21 protein-coding genes are annotated in these 16,522 nt (G+C 60.8%); 14 read left to right on the top strand and 7 right to left on the bottom strand.

What is annotated here, in order from left to right; genetic code table 11:
- Nucleotides 1–220: 220 nt before the first annotated feature.
- The gene (locus ACYVHK_RS04895) at nucleotides 221–1,807 is read left to right on the top strand and encodes an ABC transporter substrate-binding protein (RefSeq protein WP_460528192.1); all 1,587 of its coding nucleotides are present in this window, start codon (nucleotides 221–223) and stop codon (nucleotides 1,805–1,807) included.
- 21 nt (nucleotides 1,808–1,828) lie between these two features.
- Nucleotides 1,829–2,440, top strand: coding sequence for a M15 family metallopeptidase (locus ACYVHK_RS04890; RefSeq protein WP_460528190.1), 612 nt, complete (start codon nucleotides 1,829–1,831; stop codon nucleotides 2,438–2,440).
- Between the two features lie 60 nt (nucleotides 2,441–2,500).
- On the opposite strand, the gene ACYVHK_RS04885 is transcribed toward ACYVHK_RS04890, so the two are convergent.
- A complete protein-coding gene (locus ACYVHK_RS04885; RefSeq protein ID WP_460528188.1) occupies nucleotides 2,501–3,577 on the bottom strand; it encodes a calcium:cation antiporter in 1,077 nt (358 codons plus the stop codon).
- Nucleotides 3,578–3,736: 159 nt separating this feature from the next.
- Nucleotides 3,737–4,147 (bottom strand): peptide-methionine (S)-S-oxide reductase, encoded by a 411-nt coding sequence (locus ACYVHK_RS04880; protein ID WP_460528186.1) that lies wholly within the window; start codon nucleotides 4,145–4,147, stop codon nucleotides 3,737–3,739.
- Nucleotides 4,148–4,275: 128 nt separating this feature from the next.
- Between ACYVHK_RS04880 and ACYVHK_RS04875 the strand changes: the two genes are divergently transcribed.
- Nucleotides 4,276–5,082, top strand: a complete 807-nt coding sequence (locus tag ACYVHK_RS04875) for a hypothetical protein (protein WP_460528184.1) — start codon at nucleotides 4,276–4,278, stop codon at nucleotides 5,080–5,082.
- A 110-nt stretch (nucleotides 5,083–5,192) separates the two neighbouring features.
- Here the strand turns inward: ACYVHK_RS04875 and ACYVHK_RS04870 are convergent, their stop codons facing one another.
- The 3 genes from ACYVHK_RS04870 to ACYVHK_RS04860 form a co-directional block, all read right to left on the bottom strand.
- Complete coding sequence (locus tag ACYVHK_RS04870; protein WP_460528182.1) at nucleotides 5,193–5,594, bottom strand: hypothetical protein; 402 nt, start codon at nucleotides 5,592–5,594, stop codon at nucleotides 5,193–5,195.
- Between the two features lie 83 nt (nucleotides 5,595–5,677).
- Entirely contained in the window at nucleotides 5,678–6,136 is a 459-nt protein-coding gene (locus ACYVHK_RS04865) for a ferritin-like domain-containing protein (RefSeq protein WP_460528180.1), read from the bottom strand.
- Nucleotides 6,137–6,826: 690 nt separating this feature from the next.
- Nucleotides 6,827–7,150 carry a BON domain-containing protein gene (locus ACYVHK_RS04860; protein WP_460528178.1) on the bottom strand — a complete coding sequence of 108 codons (324 nt, stop codon included), beginning with the start codon at nucleotides 7,148–7,150 and terminating at the stop codon, nucleotides 6,827–6,829.
- 304 nt (nucleotides 7,151–7,454) lie between these two features.
- Between ACYVHK_RS04860 and ACYVHK_RS04855 the strand changes: the two genes are divergently transcribed.
- The 3 genes from ACYVHK_RS04855 (at nucleotide 7,455) to rpoN (ending at nucleotide 10,387) form a co-directional block, all read left to right on the top strand.
- Complete coding sequence (locus tag ACYVHK_RS04855) at nucleotides 7,455–7,742, top strand: hypothetical protein (protein WP_460528176.1); 288 nt, start codon at nucleotides 7,455–7,457, stop codon at nucleotides 7,740–7,742.
- A gap of 92 nt (nucleotides 7,743–7,834) precedes the next feature.
- The gene (locus ACYVHK_RS04850) at nucleotides 7,835–8,869 is read left to right on the top strand and encodes an NAD-dependent epimerase/dehydratase family protein (protein ID WP_460528174.1); all 1,035 of its coding nucleotides are present in this window, start codon (nucleotides 7,835–7,837) and stop codon (nucleotides 8,867–8,869) included.
- A gap of 78 nt (nucleotides 8,870–8,947) precedes the next feature.
- Entirely contained in the window at nucleotides 8,948–10,387 is a 1,440-nt protein-coding gene (gene rpoN, locus ACYVHK_RS04845; RefSeq protein ID WP_460528172.1) for an RNA polymerase factor sigma-54, read from the top strand.
- A gap of 28 nt (nucleotides 10,388–10,415) precedes the next feature.
- Here rpoN and ACYVHK_RS04840 read toward each other — a convergent pair whose 3' ends face one another.
- Nucleotides 10,416–10,880 carry a hypothetical protein gene (locus tag ACYVHK_RS04840; protein WP_460528170.1) on the bottom strand — a complete coding sequence of 155 codons (465 nt, stop codon included), beginning with the start codon at nucleotides 10,878–10,880 and terminating at the stop codon, nucleotides 10,416–10,418.
- Between the two features lie 478 nt (nucleotides 10,881–11,358).
- Between ACYVHK_RS04840 and ACYVHK_RS04835 the strand changes: the two genes are divergently transcribed.
- The 8 genes from ACYVHK_RS04835 (at nucleotide 11,359) to ACYVHK_RS04800 (ending at nucleotide 15,970) form a co-directional block, all read left to right on the top strand.
- On the top strand, nucleotides 11,359–11,793 hold the full coding sequence (locus ACYVHK_RS04835) for a BON domain-containing protein (RefSeq protein ID WP_460528168.1): 435 nt from the start codon (nucleotides 11,359–11,361) through the stop codon (nucleotides 11,791–11,793).
- A gap of 252 nt (nucleotides 11,794–12,045) precedes the next feature.
- Entirely contained in the window at nucleotides 12,046–13,437 is a 1,392-nt protein-coding gene (locus ACYVHK_RS04830; RefSeq protein ID WP_460528166.1) for a phospholipase D-like domain-containing protein, read from the top strand.
- A 186-nt stretch (nucleotides 13,438–13,623) separates the two neighbouring features.
- Nucleotides 13,624–13,821: a CsbD family protein gene (locus tag ACYVHK_RS04825; RefSeq protein WP_460528164.1), complete on the top strand. Its 198-nt coding sequence runs from the start codon at nucleotides 13,624–13,626 to the stop codon at nucleotides 13,819–13,821.
- 68 nt (nucleotides 13,822–13,889) lie between these two features.
- Nucleotides 13,890–14,201: a BON domain-containing protein gene (locus ACYVHK_RS04820; RefSeq protein WP_460528162.1), complete on the top strand. Its 312-nt coding sequence runs from the start codon at nucleotides 13,890–13,892 to the stop codon at nucleotides 14,199–14,201.
- A gap of 394 nt (nucleotides 14,202–14,595) precedes the next feature.
- Nucleotides 14,596–14,757, top strand: coding sequence for a DUF1328 domain-containing protein (locus tag ACYVHK_RS04815; protein ID WP_460528160.1), 162 nt, complete (start codon nucleotides 14,596–14,598; stop codon nucleotides 14,755–14,757).
- A 40-nt stretch (nucleotides 14,758–14,797) separates the two neighbouring features.
- Complete coding sequence (locus ACYVHK_RS04810; protein WP_460528158.1) at nucleotides 14,798–15,055, top strand: hypothetical protein; 258 nt, start codon at nucleotides 14,798–14,800, stop codon at nucleotides 15,053–15,055.
- Between the two features lie 67 nt (nucleotides 15,056–15,122).
- On the top strand, nucleotides 15,123–15,746 hold the full coding sequence (locus ACYVHK_RS04805; RefSeq protein WP_460528156.1) for a ferritin-like domain-containing protein: 624 nt from the start codon (nucleotides 15,123–15,125) through the stop codon (nucleotides 15,744–15,746).
- On the top strand, nucleotides 15,743–15,970 hold the full coding sequence (locus tag ACYVHK_RS04800; protein ID WP_460528154.1) for a hypothetical protein: 228 nt from the start codon (nucleotides 15,743–15,745) through the stop codon (nucleotides 15,968–15,970). Before ACYVHK_RS04805 ends, ACYVHK_RS04800 begins: the two co-directional genes overlap by 4 nt.
- Before the next feature lie 85 nt (nucleotides 15,971–16,055).
- On the opposite strand, the gene ACYVHK_RS04795 is transcribed toward ACYVHK_RS04800, so the two are convergent.
- Nucleotides 16,056–16,487, bottom strand: a complete 432-nt coding sequence (locus tag ACYVHK_RS04795) for a glycine zipper 2TM domain-containing protein (protein ID WP_460528152.1) — start codon at nucleotides 16,485–16,487, stop codon at nucleotides 16,056–16,058.
- Nucleotides 16,488–16,522: the final 35 nt, after the last annotated feature.

Here is a 16,522-nt window from a genome sequence, read left to right as displayed (position 1 = left end):
CAGACCCGGCCTTGAGCAAGGCCCCGCGTAAGCCGCACACTACCGAAACAGATTGCCGTCGGCGAGCCCACGCTCTCCCTTACCTGCGGGTCCGAGCGAGGCCTGCCCTGCAACTGGATAGGCCGGCACAAGTTCCCGTATCCTTGCCGGCCTTGTTGCAATGCGGGCTGCGGGTGCCATGGACAACCCCTTGCAGACTGCCAAACCCGAAGGAAGCGCCATGTTGAACGTAGCATCCCGGCTCTTGCCCCTGTGCGCGGCCCTCGCCCTGCTTGCAGCCGGCCCGGCCGCCCTGGCCAAGCCGCTGATCTACTGTGCGGAATCCAGCCCAGAGGGTTTCGACCCCGGCATGTGGGACTCCGCCGGCACCAACAATGCCGTCGCGCAGATGTTCCAGGGGCTGCTGGAGTTTCGCCGTGGCGGTACCCAGCTGCAACCGGCCCTGGCCACGCAGTGGCAGATCTCGCCCGATGCAAGGACGTTCACGTTCACGCTGCGCCAGGGGGTACGCTTTCATCACACCGCGTATTTCACACCCACGCGGAATTTCAATGCCGATGACGTGATCTTCACCTTCGGCCGCTTGCTCAATCCCAAGCACCCTTTCAACGAAGCGTTTCCCGCGACGTTTGTCTTCCCGCAGAATTTTGGCCTGGCCGAGATGATCGAAGCGGTGGAGAAGGTGGACGACCAGACGGTCCGCTTCCGGCTCAGGCAGCCCAATGTGGCCTTCCTGCCCTACTTCGCCATGGCGTTTGCGGGTATCCAGTCCGCAGAGTATGGCGCGCAGTTGCTCAGGAACGGCAAGGCCAGCAACATCAACAATTATCCGGTGGGTACGGGTCCGTATCGCTTTGTCTCCTACAAAAAGGACGACGCCATCCGAATGGAGGCGAACCCCGACTACTGGGGCAGGAAGCAGCTCACCGACAAGCTGATCTTCCTGATCGCCAACGATCCCAATGTGCGGGTGCAAAAGCTCTTGGCCGGCGAGTGCCATATCACCGCCGCGGTACGCGACAACGATATCCAGGCCATCACGTCGCGCAAGGACCTGGTGCTGATGAAGACCCAGGCGCTGAACATCTCCTATCTCTCTTTCAACATGAAGCGCGGCCCGACCAGCAAGCGTGAGGTGCGCGAAGCCCTGGACATTGCTGTCGATCGCCATGCCATCTTCAAGGCCATGTTCCCTCGCGGAGACGCCTTGCAGGCTGCGGGGGCCTTCCCTCCCAGCATTCCCGGCTACAACCGGAAACTGAAGAACGAGTTCGATCCGGCGCGGGCCAGGAAACTGCTGGCCGAAGCCGGCTTTGCCAAGGGGATGGAAATCTCGCTCTGGGCCTTGCCGGTAGCGCGCCCTACCAACCCCAACGGCCAGTTGCTGGCGCAGATGCTTCAGCAGGACTGGGCCAAGATAGGCGTGAAAGCCCATATCAAGACTTATGAATGGGGCGAGTACCTCAAGCGCGCGAACAATGGCGAACACGATGTCTATATGAGTGGCTGGTCCGGCGAGACCGGGGACGCCGATGAGTTCCTGACGCCCAACCTGACCTGCGCGGCGAGCCCGGCCGGTTACAAGTTCTGCAATGCCGAGTTCGACAAGCTGGTGGATACCGCTCGAGGCACGACCGACAACGCCAAGCGTTTGCAGCTCTATGAGAAGGCGCAGGAGATCTTCAAGCGCGAACGGCCCTGGATTCCACTGGCGCATTCCACCGTCTACATTCCCATGAAGCAGGAAGTAAAAGGCTTCGTGATGTCGCCCAACGGAGGTGTGGACTTTGAAAACGTGTATCGCTAACCGACCTCAAGGCCACCGCCCGTGCCTCTGACCCTGCCTTGCGAGGCGATCGCCAGCCACCCGGACTTTCGCCGCCTGGACTCGATCACGGGCATACGCACCGGGCTGCGCTATGCGGGACCGGACAATTTCGTCGGTCGTCCGCTATATGGCGACCTCGACTGTGCCTGGCTGCACCGGCATGCCGCTGCCGGCCTGGAGGCGGCTGTCGCCTGGCTGGCCAGCCGGCACCCTGGCTATACCCTGCTGGTTCTGGATGCCCTGCGGCCACATCGGATCCAGCAGCAGTTGTGGGACCATCTGGCCGGAACCGAGCTACGCCAGTACCTCGCCGATCCGGCACGCGGCTCGATCCATTCCTTCGGCATGGCCGTCGACGTCACGCTGCTGGATGCCGACGGCCACGAGGTGGACATGGGCACCGGCTTCGACGACCTGAGCCTGCACTCCCACCCTGCCCTGGAGATGCAGCAGTTGGCCGCCGGTGAACTGCTGCCTGCACATATCACCCACCGCCATATGCTGCGGCAGGCCATGCTGGATAGCGGCTTTCACGGCATCCACAGCGAATGGTGGCATTTCGACTTTGGCGATCGCGAGGCAGTACGCCGTCACTATCTGCGTATCGACTGACAGGGTCGCCATGATCACGGGATACCCGCCCCGATCAAGGAGCGGGTTCTGGTCACGGCACTAGGGGAAGATGGCGAAGAAGAGAAAGGTGGCGAACAAGACCAGGTGGATCACCCCTTGCAGCATCGTGGTGCGGCCCGTTGCCAGCGTGATGGAGCCGATCAGCAGGGTCAGTGCCAGCAGTACCATGTCCTTGGGTGCGACACCCAATACCAGCGGTCGTCCTGTCAGCACAAAGATCAGGGCCACGGCCGGTATGGTCAGCCCGATGGAGGCGAGGCCCGACCCCAGCGCGAGGTTGAGGCTGGTCTGCAGCCTGTCTGCCCGAGCCGCGCGCACGGCAGCCAGACTTTCCGGCAGCAACACCAACGCGGCAATGACGATACCCACGACGGCCTGCGGCGCACCTGCCGCAGCCACCACGCTTTCTATCGTAGGCGACAGCACCTTGGCGAGACCAACGACGGCGACCAGGCAAACCAGCAGCAGGCCGGCACTGATCCACGCCACCTTGTTGCTCGGGGGCGGCGCGTGCTCGCTCTCGTCGCCGCCAGGCGGCAGGAAATAGTCGCGATGCCGTACCGTCTGCACGAACACAAAGGCCCCGTACAGCACCAGCGAAACAATGCCGGTAAAGGCAAGTTGCCGGGATGACAGCGAAGGGCCTGGCAATGCCTCGGCATAATTGGGCAGGACCAGGGTAAGGATGACCATGGTGGTCAGGACAGCCATGGCGGCACTGGCACCCTGCAACTGAAATCCCTGCTCCCGGTGGCGCAAGCCCCCGACCAACAGGCACAGGCCGACGATCCCGTTGCAGATCAGCATCACGGCGGCATAGACCGTATCACGCGCCAGTGCTTCTTTCTCTGCACCACCCGACAGCATCATCGAGATGATCAGGGCCACCTCGATCACCGTCACGGCCAGGGCAAGGACCAGGGTACCGAAAGGCTCCCCGACGCGATGGGCAACGACCTCGGCATGGTGTACAGCCGCGAATACCGTCCCGGCCAGTATCACGGCAACGAGCGCGATAAACATCCCCCAGGCCGCCCCCCAGGGCGACGCCAGCAAGGTCAGCCAACCGGCCAGCGGCAATATCCAGGTCCATCTTGGCGACGCGTGATCAGGCATGAACGGCTAGTCTCCTCTTGCATATCGTAGTCCGGGCCTGGTGCACGGTGAGATTGACAACAGCGCCGTACGCCACCCCTCCGGCAGGCAGCATAGGGGCGGGGAAAGTTCTTCCGCAAGCCTTGATTGGCAAATCGAGGCAGCAGGAGACCCGTCAGATCAGGCCGCCTTGAACGCGGCAACCGGCATGAGTTCGGTCACGATGGGCTGGGCAAAGTGTCGATCCGCGGTCAGTGATGCGATCTGGCGCCGTGCCAGTTGCTCCTGCAGCGGTGTATGGAAGTAGATCGCCGATCGCACGCGTGACGGTGCCTGCGCGTGCACGGCGGTTGGATCGTGGCTGGCAAAGAAGGCGGCGAGCACGTCGGCATACCCGACCTGGACCGGGTTGTAGCTGACCTGCACTACGCCTTCCTGGCACAAGCCACGCCGGCCGCTGGGTGCCTCGTCTGCTTCGTAGCACATCTGCCCCAGCGCTACTTTCTCAACGCCGGGCAAGGCTGCCAGGGTGGCTGCCAGGGCGTCGGCATCGCCACCTGCGAGCGTGGCCATTTCTGTGGTTGTCTCCATGTCCATCCTGATTCTCCTTTTTTGCCGGCCCGTTCCCCTGCGAGCGGGTTACAGGCATGCAGTTTGCCGAGGATTGCTCCGAGTCCGCTGTTGCCTCTCACCTTCACCAACCTACTCTGGAGCCAAAGATGAAAGCGCTATCCAACCCGATACACCCCTTTACGCTGGCCGTACTCTGCAGCCTTGCCTGTCAGGCCGATCCGTCCCCGGCGCTTGATCGCATTGGCATCTCGCTGGGGGCCTTTCAGCCCAGCAGCGCGGATACCACCTTTGATCTGACAAGCAATTCTCAGTCCTTGAGTACTGGCGAACTCAATCTCGGCAAGCAGAAGAACATCCCCCGTGCCCGGATTGACCTGCTGATCGGGGATAGCCAGGGCTTCTCGTTCGATTACTACCAGGTGAAGCGGGATACCCGGCTTGCCGACAACCGCAGCTTCCAGTTGGGTGGGTTGACCTATGACGTCGATGCCAATCTTCATCCGGAGTTCAAGCTGGACATTGCCAACGCTGCCTACCGCTGGTGGTTGGGCAAGGGGAATACGGTAGCGGGCCTGGGCCTGGGCATCGCCTACTACAACCTGCGTGCGGGGGTGGAAGCCAGTGCGACGGCCAATGGGCAGACCATCACCGGCAGCGAGTACTATCGTGACGATGCCTACGCGCCGCTGGTCACCCTGGGGGTGCGCCACGCGGTATCGGACAATGTGCGGCTCTATGCGGATGGATCTGGCGTCTACAAGCGGGGCGGCAAGACGCGTGGGCATATCTACAACGCGGCGATCGGCGCCGAATGGTTCCCGGTCAAGCATATCGGGGTCGGCGCGGAATATGGGTTCACCAAGGTGCGGATACATCATGACTATGACGATCGCCGTGCCAATCTGGATGTCCATCTGGAAGGCCCTTCTGCCTTCCTGCGCATGCGCTTCTGAGCGCACGTGGCCGAGGCCCTCCGTTATTACAAAACCCATGTAAAAAAGCGCCGCGTATCCCGCGGCGCTTTTTCTGGTGGCCGTGCCTGACTGGCACGGCGAATCATGGGCTACTGGTTGTACTGGATCTTGGCCTTGGATACACAGGCGTCCTTGGCATCACCCGATAAGGCATCGCATTTTTCCTTTGCCACCTTGTAATGGGCCGCACGGACATCCTCATTCGCCTCGGCCTGTGCCTTGGCAGTCTTGTTGTTCGCCTTGGCCTGGGCCTTGGAAGACTTGTAGTCGGCCTTGGCCTTCTTGACGCAGACATCCTTGTCGTTGCCGCTCAAGGCATCGCACTGCTTCTTGGCAGCATCATATTCGGCCTCGGCCGCTTCCTTGTTCTGGCTGTAATTGGCATCCGCCGTACTCTTGTTCGCCTTGGCGATTTCATCGGCGCTCACCGGGGCGAGCAGGCCAAGACCAAGTGTCACGGCCAGCAGGGGAATCCATTTGGTTTGGGTCATGGTGGCAATTCCTTTTTCATTGGATTGAAGTCGTAGCCAGGGCGACACCTTGCCGCACCTGGGGCACTTGCACCCGGTGTGGGTCAAGCGTTGACCTGGGCGCGATAGCGGTTACGCAGCGCCTTGATTTCGTCGTGGTTGTGCAGCACACCCAGGTTCTGGCGATTGACCACCGCGCGCACGGATTCCGGCAGTTGCTGGCCCAGGGCCTTGCGGTACTGCGCCTTGGCGGTGTCTTCACCGCGCTCGCATTCTTCCAGGATGGTCAAATCCTCGTTGCCGGTCACAGCACTCCGCACGCTGACCCAACCACGATGCAGGGCACCAGATACGGTACCGCCGGTATCCGGCTTTCCGCCGTGGGCGGTGACCAGTTCGGCCAGTTCCCTGGCAGCCTGCTGGCACTCATTGGCACGCATGCGGAACAGGTTCTTCAGCTCGGTGGCGCTGGCGTATTGCGCGCACTGGTCAAAACCATAGGCACCGTCGTTACTGGTTTCTATCAGGTCATTGAGGGTATCGATGATGTCGTCGTTACTCATGGTCGGTCCTTTCTAGGTAAGCAGATCAGGGGATACCGTATGGCACGGTCCTGAGCATCCATCTGCAAACCGCGTACCCGCCCAAGCTAAGCCATTGCAGCAAAAGACATTTCTTGAAAATCCACCCCGCACCGTTGTTCGAACACCAGCGATGCATTGGCCCGCTATTGGCTGTGGGCATGCGGCTTGCCGCAACAATACGAGCCAGACAAACGGAGACACGACGATGACCAGGCCATCCACCTCGCACACCCCGCACGCGCAGCTGCCCGCCTTGCTGCTACCACCGCGCACGAGCAGATCCCAGGAGGCGCCGGGGATATCTGCGCACCAGCAGAAGGACGAACAGGCGCGGGAAAGACTCTGGCGCAAAGAAGAGGGACAAACCAGAGCAGACGAATCGAGGATTGGCAGATCTTGAGCTACTGTTATAAATTAAACATTGCTTTAACTATTTTATAAGAACTAAACCTTGCTTTAATTTTTAATTATTAGTTAAAGCTAAATTAATATTTACTAAATATTTTGATGTTAATCATCATGTAAAATTGACACGCCACGTCATTTCGACAAAAAAACAGGCCGAGACCCCAAAAAGAGGGGCTCAAAAAAAGGCCGGGGCAGGTATCGCAACGCGATTCCTGCCCCGGCATGGTCAGGACCAGGTTCAGAACCTGGTGCTGAACAGACTTAGTCCTTGCTTGGCGGGCGGACTATCACGTTGTTATGCACACCCTTTACATCAGGCACTGCGCGCGCAATCTCGGCCGCCTTGCTGCGCTCGTTCTCGCTGACAGCGAAGCCGGAAAGCTCGACGGTACCCTTCAGGGTTTCCACCTTGATACGGGTGGCCGCGACTTCCTTGTCTTCGGCAAAGCGGGCCTTGACGCGTGTGGTGATCGTTGCGTCATCCACATACTCACCGACCGTGCTTTGACCGCTACTGACAGCACATGCACTCATACCTAACCCGGTTGCCATTGCGAGGCTCAGGGCGATTAGCAGTTTTTTCATGGATCGAATCCTCTTCTTGGTTAAACAGTGATCGCGCCTAGGGCACGTACTGTTCAACTTGGCAATTGGCATGCCAGTCCTGCCATATCGGGCTCGACAAGCATCTCTTCCCCGCTGAAAGTCCGGCAGTACCTTGCTGTCGTGACATCCCGCGAGGAGCCTGGCTTGCATCAGTGAAACTGGCGGTAGCGTGCCGGTGGGGCCGGCATATCGTGCAACCCTTGCAAGGCCGGCGGTAATTTGTACAGACGGGTACGCGATTTGCCCTTGCCTTGTATACCGCCATGCAGGCAAGGAGAACGTCATGCCCGTCCCCCACTTCTCACTGAACCGTCGCCGGAAACGGCGCATCCTGGTGGCGCAGCCAGAAACCCCTGATACGACAAGCGCCCCACTTCAGTTGCCACATGAACATGATCAATCGCCAGACAGCCAGTCCGGCGGCCCGCACAGGGTGATCAAGCAGGCCAAGGAGGACATCGACCGGGGCATTGTCGATACTGACAGACGCAGTGCTTATGGGCTGGGAGAGGACCGGGGACTCAAGTCGCGCCCCCCCAAACTACCGGTTCCAAAGCTCGGCACAAAATAGGCCCGAAGGCGATTCCTGGACTGGTTCGGCCAAACAGGCATGGGCCTTGCGTAATGGAACCATCTTTCCATTACCAACCAGGTACCGTCCCCATGCGCATACTTATTACCGGTGCAACCGGCTATCTTGGCACTCACCTTTCCCTCGCCCTGTCAAAAGCCGGCCATACAGTTATCGGTCTCGACAATTTTTCAGCCAGCGACCGGGCTGTCCTACCTGCCTTGCGACAGCTCGCCGGACCTGCCTTCCAATTCGTCGAGGGAGACCTGAAAGATACAGCCTGCTTGCGTAGCCTGTTCCTGCGCTACCAGCCGCAATCGGTCGTCCATCTTGCCGCGGCACATGCCGGACCGGATGGGGCGCCAGTCCCGGTGATCGAGGACAACATCAGCAGCCTACTCAGCCTGCTCGGCGTCATGGAGCGCTATGAGGTCAAGCGCCTACTGTCATGCTCATCCGCCTGTATCTATGGCCAGCCGGCCAAGGTCCCCGTCGATGAACAGACACCGCCAGCGCCACAGGATGGCTTTGCCCGCAGCAAAGTGTTCTGCGAGCAGATCCTCAACGATCTCTGTCGCGCCAACCCCGACTGGCATGTGATTCAGTTCCGCCCTTTCAACATAGTGGGAAGCCATGTCAGTGGTCGCCTACCCATGGGGGCGAGACCGGAGTACGGGCTTTTCCCCGCATTGATCCGTGCAGCGCAGGACGACAAGGCACCACTCAGTATCGAAGGCGACGACCACGCCAGCTACGACGGTACCGCGCTGCGTGACTACCTTCATATCAATGATTTCAGCGCTGCATGCCTTGCGGCACTCCCGCTGCTCGCCACCCGGCAGAACATCACCGTCAATATCGGTACCGGCCGTGGGCACAGCGTTTACGAGGTACTGCGGGCATTCGCCCGCACCAGCCAGCGGGCCATTCCCTTCCGGATCACGGCCGCAAGACCGACCGGGCCATCCGCCCTTTATGGTTCCTGCGAACTGGCACAGCAACTGTTGAACTGGCGAGCCCAAATGAGTCTCGCCGACATCTGCGGCGACAGCTGGCGTACGGCCGCTCCAGCCCGCCCCCTACAAGCAGGCAGCCATCCCAACCGCCACGCCAGCCAACCACGCTAGGCACTTGCAAGGACATCAATTCCCACGCAAGCAGGACCCTTCTCGGGTTGGGCAATGCATATACGTCCAGGAGGACCCATGAACGCACCCGGCTTTCATCTTGAACAGCGACAGAACCAGACGCTAACGCCACGCCTGCAGCAGGCGGTACGGCTGCTGCAACTTTCTTCCATGGACTTTGGCCAGGAGCTCCAGCAAGCCCTGAGCACCAATCCCTTCCTTGAGCTGGAGGACTATCCCGCCGACGACGAAGCCATGCCGGATAACGATGAGTCCGGCAACGAGGCGGAAGAGAGTACCCCAATGGAGCGGGACAACCAGGACCAGGATGACGGCCTTCTTGATCCCTTCCCGGACCAGGAGCCCTGGGGCCAGTCCGGCACGGTTGCACCGGCATCAGGCGGCAGCGCGCTGGACCTGATGGATCTCACGCCTGTCGATATCACCCTGCATGACCATCTGCATGGGCAGCTCAATCTGCTGAACCTCTCGCCAACAGACAGGATGCTGACTGGCGTACTGGTCGAAGCGCTGGATGAGGATGGTTATCTGCGTACCGGCCTGGATGAGCTGATCGGCCAGGTGCAGGATGAAACGGTGGGGGTGCCGGAACTGCAATTTGCCTTGAACCTGGTGCAATCACTGGAGCCTGCCGGGGTTGCCTGCCGGGATGTACAGGAGTGCCTGCTGCTGCAATTGCGGGAGCAGACAGAGGAAGAGGGAAGCGATCTTGCCTTGCGGATCATCACGGAGCAATTTCAGCGCCTGGTACGCCACGATATTCCCGGCCTGGCCCATGCGTTGCACACCGGCACCGCCGAGATCGAGCGGGCCTGTGCCCATATCGGCAAGCTGGACCCCCGGCCCGGCTGGCGGTTTGGCAAGCAGGCCACGGCCTACCTGACCCCGGACATCATCGTTCGCAAACAGGGTGAACGCTGGGTGGCCAGCCTGAATCAGGCTGCGGTGCCCAAGGTCCGCATCAACCAGGTCTATGCCGACCTGTTCCACCGCCACCGCGAGGCCCACCATGGTGAGCTTGCCTCGCATCTGCAGGAGGCGCGCTGGACCGTGCGCAATATCGAGCAGCGTTTCCATACCATCCTGCGGGTGGCTGAAGCGATTGTCGAGGCACAGCAGGCCTTCTTCGAGCACGGCACGCTGGCCATGCAGCCCATGGGGCTCAAGGAGATCGCGGAGACGCTGGAACTGCATGAATCCACGATATCCCGGGCCACTTGCAACAAGTACATGGCGAGCCCCGCCGGGGTGTTCGAGTTGAAGTACTTTTTCTCTCGCTCGCTATCGACCAACGCTGGCGACAGTTGCTCGACAACGGCCATCCGCGCGGCCATCAAGGAGATGATCCATGCCGAGTCGCCCACCCAGCCACTGTCGGATGCCGAGATCACCCGGCGTTTGACCCAGCTGGGGCTCAAGGTGGCGCGCCGTACGGTCACCAAGTATCGGCAGATGATGCACATTCCGGCCGTCGAGATGCGGCGGCAATTCTCCTGACACCGATGCCGCGAGCCGGATAGGCCTGTCAATCCTCCGGCTCTCGCCCCTGCGTCGATGGCAGACGCAGTGTGGTCTTCGCGGCGATATTGAGGGCAGCGTTCCGCTTGCGGCGCCACAGGTTGAAGTCCTCGAAGGACTCCTCATAGCGCTCCGCCCGGAAGTGCCGATAGTCATCCTGCAGCCGCTCGATCTGGGACTTGCGCCAGGCCTTGGCCTCGGGACTCTCCTCCGCCTGGATCTGCTTGTCTGCAACCTCATTCCAGCCGGATGGCAGCTCCGTTTTAGCGGGCCACAGGGCAGGCTCCTGCGGGTGCTCCAGCGACATCAGTGCCTGATAGAGCTCGCGATCGGCATAGAGGCTGTGGAAATAGGCATCCGGGTCCGGTGCCGGGCTGTTTTCTACTTCGGCGTTGCCGACCTGAGACGGCAGGGTATCGCCCGTCCTTGGGGACAGCGATGGGCTGGTGCTCCAGGACGAACGTCCCGTCACGCCTGCGTCCTGGCCCGAACCCTGAACAGCTGGGCTTGCCGTAAGGACAGTGGGTAGCGGCACCAAGACACCAGGAGGGGATACGGGCACGCTGGCAGGCATGCTGCCGGAAACAGCCGGCGTAACACGCCGGCGTTCGCCCACTTGTCGTCGGCCATACGCATCCTGATTCATCGGCTCTCCTTTCAATCGCCAGATCGGGCGTACACACGCGAGCAAATCGTATTCCTGCCAGTGCAGCCGCCCCCCGCTCTATCACTCAAAACGCCATCCGGGCTGGTAGCGGGCAAGAATTACCGATCGTACGCAGGAATTACATCCGCAAAGTCCGAGCAGGCCAACTGGATACACGCGCTTCCTTGTCCAGGCGCGCAGCCACACCGCACCGTCAGCCCAGATGCAGCTGACTCGGCACGGTGGTTGCTGACATGGAGGATGTACCGAGGTTGTCGCTCGGAACTCACTCCAGGAGGACAAGATGAAACGCTCGTTTATTCTCACCGGCCTCGCCGCCATGCTGATCGCCAGCATCGGGTTGAACGCTTGCAGCAAGAAGGAACAGGACGAAATCCCGCCGCCGGCCAGCGAGAGCAGCCCGCCACCCATGAGCGATGTCGCGCCGGCAACGCCAGCGAACGAACCACCCGCCCCCCGGGCCAGTAATGACGAGCCAGGTAATGCCACCGTCGGGGAGAAGATAGGCAACTCGGCGCTGACCGCGAAGGTGAAGACCGCGCTGGCCGCCAATGCTGGCCTCAAGACGCTGCCACTCAATGTCGACAGTGTCGACGGTGTGGTTACCGTTAGCGGGGAGGTCAGCTCACAGGCGCTCAGTGACGAGATCACCAAGGTGGTACAGGGCGTGGAAGGGGTGAAGACGGTCATGAACAATGCATCCGTCAAGGCCAAGTAGCGTTTGGCCTACCTTGCCGTTACCGACGGGACTGGCCGGACAGCGTGGCTTGCACACTGCCCGGCCGCTGCCGGGCTTGTCTTCCCGGCAAGCCGCCATCACCCACCGGATACCAGGCGCGGCACAAGCACAGCTCACGGCGCGACATCGCCTTAAGTCCGCCAGCGACCTGAGCCCAAGCAACCTGGTTGGATAAACCGGAGTAGCGGGTCACTAATCGGATCCGGGCCACTCCCTACCAGGCCAGATGCCATGAGACGCCCGCAGCCCTTGCGCTATGCCCTGCTCGCCGGAGGCTTCCTGCTACCCTGCCTGCTATCGTGCGCCTCACCGCCTGACCTTCAGGAAACGATGCAACAGAACGGGTCGGCATCGACGCAGCTGAAAACGGCGCGCGGCCTGCTCACACCGGCGCAAAGCGCCGCCATCCTGGATCGTCTGCGGCGCGAGGGCCGAGACAATATCCTCGATCGCCATCTGGCATTCGAAGAAGCATTGCTCGACAAACCCATCACCACCGGTAACAAGGTCACCTTGCTACAGGACGGGCCCGCGACCTACCAGGCCATGTTCACGGCCATCAGGGCAGCGCGCGACCATATCAACCTGGAAACCTATATCTTCGAGGAAGACGAGGTCGGCAAGCAGTTTTCCGACCTGCTGCGGCAGAAGCAGGCACAAGGGGTACAGGTCAACCTGATCTACGACAGCGTCGGCTCCCTCAATACCGGCCGCCCCTTTTTCGATCACCTCAAGGAAGCCGGCATCCAGGTCCTGGAGTTCAATCCGGTCAACCCCTTGAAGAGCCGGGGCAAGTGGCTGCTCAACAACCGGGATCATCGCAAGCTGCTGGTGGTGGATGGCAAGCAGGCCTTTCTCGGTGGCGTCAATATCAGCCGCGTGTACTCGCGTGGCTCGCAACCTTTCAAGCAACGCCAGGGCAATGATCGCCCTACCCCGTGGCGGGATACCCATATGCTGGTGGAAGGCCCTGCCGTCGCCGACTTTCAGCGTACCTTCCTGGAGACCTGGAGCCAGCAGGCGGAGCATCCCTTGCCCGAACGGCAGTACTTCCCGGCATTGGCACGCCAGGGTGGTGAGCTGGTACGTGCCATCGGTGGGCGATATGACGAGCCCTACAGCCAGATTTACCTGAGCCTGGCGTCGGCTATCAGCCACGCAGAAAAGCAGGTCCTGCTGACCAATGCCTACTTCGTTCCGGATCCCCAACTGCTGCAACTGCTGTGTGACGCGGCCCGTCGGGGCGTCGATGTGCGGCTGATACTGCCAGGCAGTACCGATTCCTGGGCGACGCTGCAGGCGGGTCGCTCCCACTATCAGCAACTGCTTGATGCCGGCGTGAAGCTGTACGAGCGAAAAGGCGCCCTGCTGCACGCCAAGACCGCGATCGTGGACGGTGTCTGGTCCAGCCTGGGCTCGACCAATCTGGATTGGCGCAGCTTCGTGCACAACAACGAACTGAACGCCGAAATCCTGAGCACTGATTTTGCGGCGCAGATGCTGCAGATGTTCCAGCGCGACCAGGCCGAATCAGTCGAGATCGGCAGCAAGGACTGGTCGGATCGATCGGTCGGCCAGCGTATGAAGGAATGGACCGCCCGACTCCTGGCCTATTGGCTTTGATACCCGCGGTAGCTTTTACACCCGACGCCGGAAAGTCTTACCCGGGCCGACCGGCCAAGCAACAGAGAAAAATACTAAGTAGTTGTTTTTAAAAAACAAATAGGCTGGCACGCACCTTGCCAGTATGAAAGTACCGCGCCACTCCGGTGGCGCAGTTCTCTCAACCCGCAAACCAAGGAGCCCACCATGAACTGGGATATTGTCGAAGGAAACTGGAAGCAATTTACCGGCAAGGTCAAGGAACGTTGGGGCAAGTTGACCGACGACCAGATCGATCAGATTGCAGGCCGTCGTGACCAGCTGGCTGGCCGCATCCAGGAAAGCTACGGCGTCACCAAGGACGAAGCCGAGAAGCAATTGAAGGAATGGGAATCCAGGCACTAAGTGCTGATATCCGGTGGGCCCTCTCCACCGGATCTGCAAACAATCCACCCTACTGTAAGGAGCACATCATGGATACCACCAAGAAATTGCTGCCTCTGCTGCTCTGCGGCTTCTTTATCGCCAGCGCCCCGCTTTATGCGGAAACTTCGGGCAAGGAAACGACGGGACAGTATGTTGACGATACCGTCATCACCACCAAGGTGAAGGCCGCAATCCTGAAGGACACCAAGCTCACCGAGGTCAAGGTCGAGACTTACAAGGGTGTCGTCCAGCTCAGCGGTTTCGTGAAGAACCAGGCCGACATCGAGCAGGCCGGAAAGATCGCCCGCGGCGTGACCGGTGTGAAGTCGATCAAGAATGACCTGCAACTGAAGTCATGATTGATCCAGCGCGCGGGTACCTGCCCAGGGCGTAGGGCATGGTGCCCCACCTTGCCCAAGGAGTACCGTCATGGAGCATAACGGTCGACAGCTTCGCCTTTCATGGGGCCGTAGTGCACGGCCCGGCCTCGTCAGTTGCTGCACCTGGCTATTGCTGCTGGGCGCGTGTGGTCGCCTAGAGCCAGAACCCCTAGCGCCACCGGAACCCAAGATTGCCACATGGCAATCAAGCGCAGGTCCAGCGGGGAGCAGCCCCCCTCCAGCCAGCGCGGCTCACCTGTCGACGGCCTTGTATGCCGTACCAGGCCACCAACATCGTGCCTGGCGCCAGACGTGATCCCTATTCCGCCCAGCCCACGGCCATCCATCCGGGCTATTGCTAAGGAGCTACATCATGTTGCACTACGCAGCCGTTTTCTTTGTCATTGCCCTGATCGCCGCCTTGCTGGGCTTTACCGGCATCGCAGCCGGCGCCGCCGAGATCGCCAAGATACTGTTTTTCATTTTCCTGATCGTATTCGTCGTCACCTTTGTGCTCGGCCTGATACGCAGGTAGTCCCGGATAGCAGGACGCCACATACCGAAAGGAGCACGTCATGAATGAAGGCAACGCAAGCAGCAAGCTGGCTGCAAATCTGGGTCAGGCGGGTCAGAAAGCCCGTGTCGCACTGGCCGACGCCGCACGCTCGACCAAGGAGAAGCTGGGCGAAGGCGGGCGCCAGGCGCGTGACTATTGCCACGCCATGGAAGACAGCAACTACGACTATGTGACACGCCACCCTGCCGCCAGCCTGGCAGCCGTCGCTGCCGTCGGCGCCGCCGTCGGCTATCTGCTGGGTACGCGTTCGCGCTGACGGGCCTAGTGCCATTGCGCCGGCACCCCGTCGACGGCGGTGACGATACCCGTGAAGGAGTTTGATCATGACCATGAGCAATAACCCGCCGACACCGGTCAACACCGTCGCGGGAAACCAGGCGTGCCATACCTTGACCGATATCCCGACGCTACGGCGACGGGCACGCGAACATCTTGAACGCGGTGCCGTGACCGAAGGCTACGGTGCAGACCGGGAAGCCGTGGTCACCATGCTCAACGAAGCACTGGCCACCGAGCTGGTCTGCGTGTTGCGCTACAAGCAGCATTACTTCATGGCATCGGGCCTCAATTCCGAAAGCGTCGCCGCCGAGTTCGAGGAGCATGCCATGCAGGAAATGCAGCATGCCGATTCGCTGGCTGCCCGCATCGTCCAGCTCGGTGGCGTGCCCGACCTGTGCCCTGATCGCCTTTCGACCCGCAGCCATGCCGAATACATCGAGACCAGCTCGCTCAAGGACATGGTCCGCGAGAATCTGGTGGCGGAGCGCATCGCCATCGACAGCTATCGGGAAATGATCAACGTGATCGGCAGCGGCGACTCCACGACCCGTCGCCTGCTGGAGGAAATCCTGTCGGTCGAGGAAGAGCACGCCGACGATATGGCCAGCCTGCTCAATAACTTCCAGGCCAGCAATGACCAACCATCCCCATGGAGGACAACATCATGAAACGTAGCGCCATTGCCGTAGGATTGAGCACCGGGCTTGCCCTCTTCATCGCCAGCGTATGGAATGCCGAGCGTCGTCAAAACAGCCGCGGTGGTTTGCCCAAGGCCAGAAAGCTGCCCCAGGAGCAGGTGCATACCTGGGAAGGTGAAGGTGGCAATCTGGCCGGCGTCGCACCGCCGCCGACACAGCAGGACGCCCCCGTGCATAGCCGTAGTACCCATTGACCCGGATTTAGCCGTGGTCAATGGAAAGACGCCCAGCCTGCCTTGCAGACTGGGCGTCTTGCTGATGATCGATCGCCGCGACAGATTACCGGTGCATCAGGGCACCATTGCGCAACTCGACCCGATCTCCCTCCCGAAAAGAGCCATCCGCCATCGTCAAGGTGCTGTATTCCCCGCTATTGAGGCGGACTTCCACCGCGTACACAACGCGTCGCTCCTCATTGCGTTGTACCTTATCGCCGACGTAGGCGCCCCCCAGTGCGCCGGCAATGGTCGCGGCCGTGTTGCCACTACCCTTGCCCACCTGATTGCCTACAACGCCCCCTACGACGCCGCCGATCACGGCACCGGCCCCGAGCCCCTTGCTACCTGCTGGCTCCACGGCCGACACGCCCGTGACAACCCCATAATGACTGCTCGCCAACGTATCCATGGGTGTCGTACGCTGCGTCAGCGTCCCACAGCCCGCCACGCCGATCAGCAAGGCCACACCCGCTACCAGACGCTGGTTTTTCATGTTGATACTCCTGTGTTGATGAAGACGACATCGAT

It is taken from the genome of Chitinimonas naiadis, from assembly GCF_054780835.1.
This window is presented reverse-complemented; position numbering and strand designations above follow the sequence as displayed.

Coding starts and splice junctions, on each gene's coding strand:
- ACYVHK_RS04895 (WP_460528192.1), top strand. CDS start 221: ATGTTGAACGTAGCATCCCGGCTCTTGCCCCTGTGCGCGGCCCTCGCC.
- ACYVHK_RS04885 (WP_460528188.1), bottom strand. CDS start 3,577: ATGCCTGATCACGCGTCGCCAAGATGGACCTGGATATTGCCGCTGGCC.
- ACYVHK_RS04880 (WP_460528186.1), bottom strand. CDS start 4,147: ATGGAGACAACCACAGAAATGGCCACGCTCGCAGGTGGCGATGCCGAC.
- ACYVHK_RS04875 (WP_460528184.1), top strand. CDS start 4,276: ATGAAAGCGCTATCCAACCCGATACACCCCTTTACGCTGGCCGTACTC.
- ACYVHK_RS04870 (WP_460528182.1), bottom strand. CDS start 5,594: ATGACCCAAACCAAATGGATTCCCCTGCTGGCCGTGACACTTGGTCTT.
- ACYVHK_RS04865 (WP_460528180.1), bottom strand. CDS start 6,136: ATGAGTAACGACGACATCATCGATACCCTCAATGACCTGATAGAAACC.
- ACYVHK_RS04860 (WP_460528178.1), bottom strand. CDS start 7,150: ATGAAAAAACTGCTAATCGCCCTGAGCCTCGCAATGGCAACCGGGTTA.
- ACYVHK_RS04855 (WP_460528176.1), top strand. CDS start 7,455: ATGCCCGTCCCCCACTTCTCACTGAACCGTCGCCGGAAACGGCGCATC.
- ACYVHK_RS04850 (WP_460528174.1), top strand. CDS start 7,835: ATGCGCATACTTATTACCGGTGCAACCGGCTATCTTGGCACTCACCTT.
- rpoN (WP_460528172.1), top strand. CDS start 8,948: ATGAACGCACCCGGCTTTCATCTTGAACAGCGACAGAACCAGACGCTA.
- ACYVHK_RS04835 (WP_460528168.1), top strand. CDS start 11,359: ATGAAACGCTCGTTTATTCTCACCGGCCTCGCCGCCATGCTGATCGCC.
- ACYVHK_RS04830 (WP_460528166.1), top strand. CDS start 12,046: ATGAGACGCCCGCAGCCCTTGCGCTATGCCCTGCTCGCCGGAGGCTTC.
- ACYVHK_RS04825 (WP_460528164.1), top strand. CDS start 13,624: ATGAACTGGGATATTGTCGAAGGAAACTGGAAGCAATTTACCGGCAAG.
- ACYVHK_RS04820 (WP_460528162.1), top strand. CDS start 13,890: ATGGATACCACCAAGAAATTGCTGCCTCTGCTGCTCTGCGGCTTCTTT.
- ACYVHK_RS04815 (WP_460528160.1), top strand. CDS start 14,596: ATGTTGCACTACGCAGCCGTTTTCTTTGTCATTGCCCTGATCGCCGCC.
- ACYVHK_RS04810 (WP_460528158.1), top strand. CDS start 14,798: ATGAATGAAGGCAACGCAAGCAGCAAGCTGGCTGCAAATCTGGGTCAG.
- ACYVHK_RS04805 (WP_460528156.1), top strand. CDS start 15,123: ATGACCATGAGCAATAACCCGCCGACACCGGTCAACACCGTCGCGGGA.
- ACYVHK_RS04800 (WP_460528154.1), top strand. CDS start 15,743: ATGAAACGTAGCGCCATTGCCGTAGGATTGAGCACCGGGCTTGCCCTC.
- ACYVHK_RS04795 (WP_460528152.1), bottom strand. CDS start 16,487: ATGAAAAACCAGCGTCTGGTAGCGGGTGTGGCCTTGCTGATCGGCGTG.